The following is a 5,438-nucleotide window of genomic DNA, read 5'->3' on the forward strand; positions in this document are numbered from 1 at the left end:
TCTTTAGTCTATAATCTAGCACAAAGAAAGTTGAGACAAGCATTATTATTATCAGATTGCACCATCAGAAACCAGGTAAAGAAATTCACAAATTCAAACCAGTCCCAGAATCTATTGCTATTTCCTGCTGTTGGAAATATTCAATTAGACTTAACCCTGCTACTCTAGTCAGATAAGCTGCACTTACTCCCTGCACTACGCCACCAGCAACAAAGGTAACGGCATTACTTTTCAGAACAGTAGTAATAGCTTTTGTAGAAAGTTCAACTAAACCCAGTTTCAACATCAAACTTCCCATTGTTCCAGCTACGGTTTGCGCTTGTTCCAAGGAAAATTTCTGCTGATAGATATTACCCAAATCCATTACCATCTGAGCATTAATTGCCGCAGTTGCTAAAATGTCAAGGGCTGGGACTGGGTTAGCAAAGGCAGCAGCAGCAGCTATCCATTGATATTGTTCAATAATTGGGGTGGCGCGATCGCGTCTGGTTCCATTCAACCAGCTTTTCGCCTCAGCTTTCAACAACCCGGCTTTTCTCATGGTTGTTACCCAAACTAGCCGTTGTCCCTGCTGTACCAAAACTTCACCCAACTGCTGCCTCAACTGCTGGATATTTGGCGCTGGTTGTTCCATCCACTCTTGCACAGAACCATCAGCCTCATGCTTTCGGACTTTGATGGGAATGGGAGAGGCCGCAGTTGCAACTACATTTCCCTGCATTCGCTGTTTCAATGACAGCAAGATGCTAGCGCTTTCATCGGCTAAATACTGGTCTTGTTTGTTCAAAACCAGGATTGTGGGCTGATTTGCGGCTTTTAACTGCTGTAAGGTTTGAAATTCTGAGTCTGTCAAATCACCGTTTGTCAGGAACAGAACAAAATCTGATTTTGCTATTTCTGCTAAAACAGCTGTATCTGAATTGTCACCCGTTTCTCTAAACAAAGGTGCTGTTTCTTCTAAAGACACCAAATTTTGTGTCTCTAAACTTTGCCCTAGCACTTTAATTAAAGTGCTTTTACCCACGGATTTGCCGCCAGTCACAGCTACTTTAATTTTTTGCCTGTCTAATTCCAACAACAATTGGGCAACTTGTTCTCTGAGTGTCTGTAAGGCCCGATGGTTTTCTGATTCTTGTGCCAGTTGGTTAATTACAGTTTCAGCAATAGAAATCGCACTTTCTACAGTCGCCCGATCTACCACCATACCATCTAGCTGCTCTAAACTGTTTTTCGGGCGATTTTTTTGGAATAACCACAAACCACCGCCTACAGCTAAGGCACTCAATAAACCAAACTCACCCACCTGCACTATAGAATCGTGCCAACTGTCCAACATCCACAGAGAAAAGGACAGTCCCAATCCTCCCACTAAAATTGGTCGCTGCAACTTCACAACCATGATTCTTTGCGCCTTTTAGATGGCTATTTCTTCCAGAATAGATCAAAAACCTGCTTCTTTGAATTGAACAGGCGATCGAACACAACTTCTTTACCTACAGATGCCTATAAAATTAACTCCCAAGCCTCACGATGATAAGTAGGTCAACCTAATTCAACATAAAACGCTACAATTATACGCAAATCTTTACTAAGCTAACATTGAGTTATCCCAACAGACTCCATAAGCTGCGCTCACAAGGAGCAATGAAAATTTCTTTTCCCTACTCCCCACTCCCTATTCCCTACTCCCTATTTTCAAGGTAGTCTAAGATTTACAGGAGAAATAAATATGAATACAAAACTGGTTGAATGTATAGCCCAGATTATTTTATCTTTATCAGAAGAAGAACGGCAATTTTTAGAAACAAAAATTACCTCCGCAGCGCCATCTTTGAAAGTTCCTCAGTCAATTCAGCAAGATATATTAGACTTAGAGAATCGCTTAAAAACATTTGAAGCACAATATAATATGTCATCAAGCAGTTTTTACCAGCAATTTAAAGCTGGAAAATTAGGAGATGCAATGGAATTTTTTGAGTGGAGTGTATTCTATGAAATGTGGGATAATACACAAAAACAATTAGCACCCACTCAGAGTTAATTTCCTGATGGAACTCCAGGATTATATTAGCAGGGTCAAAACAAAACTGAATGGAAGTTCAGTAGTGTATGCAGTTGTGATTGTTGATCAAAGAATCTTACTGAATCGGGGTTACTTCCGCGCCAGATTAACTTTAAATAACGGTGATTTTCTGGAAATCGCTGAGTCTTTTACTATCATAGAAGGGCGTTTTGTTACCCTTGGTTATCGTTATCAATGGATGGATGAAACCAAGGAAAAATTGAGAAAGCGTTGGGATAATGTAGAGCATTTTCCCGACTTACCTAACTTCCCGCACCATGTCCACATTATTAAAGAATCCGACGTAAAACCGAGTGAATCTCGGAATATCTTAGAATTAATTGACCTGATTGAAAAAGAACTTAATATCATTTTATTAGAATAGTTCAAAATCCTGCTTTTTCAAGTTCAACAGGCGAACAGACACAATTTTCTTTACTTAGAGATTTTGCTGAAATTAACTCCCAAGCATTCCTATATTGTGTCGAACGCGGTTTGCGCTGTCTTTTCTCAGCCTCAATAAGGTGTATTTCGCTACCGTAGCCAATGAATATGTCTATTAAGAAGATATAAAACAGGTCAAGATTATCGGAATTATAGCTCTTAAGTTGAAAAGGTGTAGCTTATTAACTTGCAAACTGCTGTATATGTGTTTGGAGAATTGTCTCACAACAAGAATCTGACAGGATTTTCCAAAGTGACTCTAGCTAATCCTACCAATGAAGCAAGCCTGGGAACACAGAAAACTGCTATAGGAATCATATTTGATTTTTGAAATTATCTATGTAGGTGGGGAGTGGGGAGTAGGGAGTAGGGAATATGGAATCACGCTTTTCGAGTTGTACGGATTTTTTTCAGAAATCAAATCATAGTCCTATATACTCCCGATGGTAATGGCTTAATTTCCTTTGCAGTTGAACAAGTTGCACCCGATGAAGTCATTAATTGGGCAAGCATTAAAGCCGAATCTCGCGCAGATTATAGTTTTATTGATGCTGCTGGTTGGGATGCACTGTGGAGTAATTTAACAGATGCTTTAGGGCAAACCGCCGGACAGTTCCAAACTGTAATGGCGGAAAATGCTAATTATTTAAGTCAATTGGGAAAACAAACCAGTGATTTAACTCGGTTATTCGCCTTTGAATGGAGACAAGCAGTTAATACCCTCACCAATGTAGATTTACTCAGCACAACGGATGTAGTAGATGCTGCAATACCGTTCGGTTAAGGAATTTTTTGGTTGAGGCTCTCTGGTGTTCAGCAGTTGCATGTTCAATCCACATAATTAATTCGCCTACGCAAACTAGCAGAAAATCAAGCTTTTTTATAGGCTCGCCAGAATTTAAAGCAGGGTAGTAACTGGCGTGCGATTTCAAATCATCTTGGTATCTAAGATAACGTTATTGAATGTCTTTCTAATAGCAACTCCTCTGTTTGTAGCTGAACAAAATTACTCTTGACGAACTCTGCGATTTCTATACGATTCCCACCGGGATCGCAAAGAAAAAACCGTACACATCCTGGAATTGGTCGTTGATCGGGAATAATTTCTACCCCATATCTTTTTAGGTGTTCCTCAAAGGCGTTTAAGTTATCGACTAGGAAACAATAATGTCGTCTAGATGCTTGGTTATTGGTGTTTTTCTCTGTACTAATGTGCAGTTCAATGTCTCCCAAATTGTACCAGGCTCCTGAATCGTTTTTGATTACTTCAGGTCTGGGAATTTCAGTCAATCCCAAAACTTTACTATAGAAAAACAGCATTGCATCCTTCACTTCCAGAGGATAAGTTACTTGAATATGATGAACTGCTGTGAGCTTCATAAATTTTTCTCCTAGTTTGGGTTAAATTTGGCAACTCTACAATCACCTATGCGACAAGCTTTCCCATACTGATGCGTTCTTCGACGAGATAGCCAAGTTTTCTATAAAACTCAACTACTTCTACGTTGGAGACACGAACTTGGAGATTGATTTTGAGGCATCCCATCGCTATCAATACCCTCTCTGCGTGCTGCACTAGCTTGCTACCAATACCCTGCCGTTGATAGTGAGGACTGACCGTAACTGTGTATAGCCAACCGCGATGCCCGTCATATCCTGCAATGATAGTGCCTACAATTACAGAGTCGATCTCCGTAATGAAAAACAACTCAGGCTGTACAGCAAGCTTCTGACTGATTACCAATTTTGGGCTGCTGTGCGATGGGTTATTAGGAAACACCTCATCCCACAGAGCACTTACTGATTCAGCATCAGATTCTTGATATGGTCTTATATTCATCTACATCTCTAAATCAAAGGACTTGCCTTTGCCTATTGTTTGTGAAATACTACTCTATAAACTACGGTAAATCGCTAGAGCTTAAGTAATATTGTACAAAACTTACCATAAAACATTTCGTCCTCAAAGCAATTACAGGCTAATCCCTAAGATGACAAACACAGAAATTCGCACCGCTCAAGTTAAAGTCCCTAACGGGGATTTGCAAATTGATGCTTACTTAGCTGAACCAGCACAAAAGGGAACGTTCCCAGGCGTTATCGTGATTCAGGAAATCTTTGGCGTCAATATTCACATTCGGGAAGTTGCTGAAAAATTTGCCAAAGAGGGGTATGTGGCGATCGCTCCGACTTTATTTCAACGCACCGCTCCCGGTTTCGAGGGTGGATACACTCCTGAAGATGTCCAGCAAGGAAGAGGGTATAAGGAGCAGACAACAGCAGATGAAATATTGAGTGATATTAAGGCTGCGATCGCCTACTTAAGAACTCTACCAAATGTGCAAGGAGATGCGATCGGCTCTATTGGTTTCTGCTTTGGTGGTCACGTCGTTTACCTAGCTGCCACTTTACCAGATATTAAAGTTACAGCTTCCTTCTATGGTGGCGGTATTCCCAACTCAACTCCCGGCGGTGGAGAACCAACCATCACCCGCACCCCTGATATTAAAGGCCCCATTTACGCCTTCTTTGGTCTTGAAGATAAAGGAATCCCCTTAGAGCAAACAGAGCAGATCGAGGCGGAACTAAAGAAACATCAGATTCCCCATGCTATCTTCCGCTATCCTGGTGCAGAACACGGCTTTTTCTGCAACCATCGCGCCAGCTACAATGCCGAAGCTGCTGCTGATGCTTGGAAAAACGTTCAAGAACTGTTCCAAAAGAACCTTCAGCTTCAAAAAGTCTAAATCTTTGGTTTAGAAGCAATACACCGCTAAGGGCGCACATCTGTGCGTCTCTACTGAGCAGTATGCATCTTCATCAAATCGGTAAATATTAGCCAAATAGTCAAAAGCAAATAAAAATAAAGTATCACATCGATGATTACCGCCTTCAAACAGCTACGAGTTAACATTTTCCAACATTGTTCAGA

General features: G+C 40.8%; 8 protein-coding genes. 4 read left to right on the top strand and 4 right to left on the bottom strand.

The window, feature by feature from the left end; genetic code table 11:
• Positions 1–85: 85 nt before the first annotated feature.
• Complete coding sequence (locus LC574_RS24420; RefSeq protein WP_229456140.1) at positions 86–1,399, bottom strand: YcjF family protein; 1,314 nt, start codon at positions 1,397–1,399, stop codon at positions 86–88.
• A gap of 330 nt (positions 1,400–1,729) precedes the next feature.
• On the opposite strand from LC574_RS24420, the gene LC574_RS24425 reads away from it, so the two are divergent.
• Positions 1,730–2,041 (top strand): hypothetical protein, encoded by a 312-nt coding sequence (locus tag LC574_RS24425; protein ID WP_229456141.1) that lies wholly within the window; start codon positions 1,730–1,732, stop codon positions 2,039–2,041.
• A 7-nt stretch (positions 2,042–2,048) separates the two neighbouring features.
• Positions 2,049–2,447 (top strand): DUF6516 family protein, encoded by a 399-nt coding sequence (locus LC574_RS24430; RefSeq protein ID WP_229456142.1) that lies wholly within the window; start codon positions 2,049–2,051, stop codon positions 2,445–2,447.
• 1 nt (position 2,448) lies between these two features.
• On the opposite strand, the gene LC574_RS24435 is transcribed toward LC574_RS24430, so the two are convergent.
• A complete protein-coding gene (locus LC574_RS24435; RefSeq protein WP_267871657.1) occupies positions 2,449–2,640 on the bottom strand; it encodes a hypothetical protein in 192 nt (63 codons plus the stop codon).
• Positions 2,641–3,131: 491 nt separating this feature from the next.
• Here LC574_RS24435 and LC574_RS24440 point away from each other — a divergent pair, with 491 nt between their 5' ends.
• Positions 3,132–3,290, top strand: coding sequence for a hypothetical protein (locus LC574_RS24440; protein ID WP_229456143.1), 159 nt, complete (start codon positions 3,132–3,134; stop codon positions 3,288–3,290).
• A 161-nt stretch (positions 3,291–3,451) separates the two neighbouring features.
• On the opposite strand, the gene LC574_RS24445 is transcribed toward LC574_RS24440, so the two are convergent.
• Both LC574_RS24445 and LC574_RS24450 read right to left on the bottom strand, forming a co-directional pair.
• Positions 3,452–3,886, bottom strand: coding sequence for a VOC family protein (locus LC574_RS24445; protein WP_229456144.1), 435 nt, complete (start codon positions 3,884–3,886; stop codon positions 3,452–3,454).
• 46 nt (positions 3,887–3,932) lie between these two features.
• On the bottom strand, positions 3,933–4,346 hold the full coding sequence (locus LC574_RS24450) for a GNAT family acetyltransferase (protein WP_229456145.1): 414 nt from the start codon (positions 4,344–4,346) through the stop codon (positions 3,933–3,935).
• Positions 4,347–4,497: 151 nt separating this feature from the next.
• On the opposite strand from LC574_RS24450, the gene LC574_RS24455 reads away from it, so the two are divergent.
• Positions 4,498–5,253: a dienelactone hydrolase family protein gene (locus LC574_RS24455; protein WP_229456146.1), complete on the top strand. Its 756-nt coding sequence runs from the start codon at positions 4,498–4,500 to the stop codon at positions 5,251–5,253.
• Positions 5,254–5,438 lie beyond the last annotated feature (185 nt).

The organism is Nostoc sp. CHAB 5715 (genome assembly GCF_020829685.1).
In the GTDB taxonomy this organism is placed as follows: Bacteria; Cyanobacteriota; Cyanobacteriia; order Cyanobacteriales; family Nostocaceae; genus Nostoc.

Coding starts and splice junctions, on each gene's coding strand:
- LC574_RS24440 (WP_229456143.1), top strand. CDS start 3,132: ATGGCGGAAAATGCTAATTATTTAAGTCAATTGGGAAAACAAACCAGT.
- LC574_RS24450 (WP_229456145.1), bottom strand. CDS start 4,346: ATGAATATAAGACCATATCAAGAATCTGATGCTGAATCAGTAAGTGCT.
- LC574_RS24430 (WP_229456142.1), top strand. CDS start 2,049: ATGGAACTCCAGGATTATATTAGCAGGGTCAAAACAAAACTGAATGGA.
- LC574_RS24425 (WP_229456141.1), top strand. CDS start 1,730: ATGAATACAAAACTGGTTGAATGTATAGCCCAGATTATTTTATCTTTA.
- LC574_RS24420 (WP_229456140.1), bottom strand. CDS start 1,399: ATGGTTGTGAAGTTGCAGCGACCAATTTTAGTGGGAGGATTGGGACTG.
- LC574_RS24455 (WP_229456146.1), top strand. CDS start 4,498: ATGACAAACACAGAAATTCGCACCGCTCAAGTTAAAGTCCCTAACGGG.
- LC574_RS24445 (WP_229456144.1), bottom strand. CDS start 3,886: ATGAAGCTCACAGCAGTTCATCATATTCAAGTAACTTATCCTCTGGAA.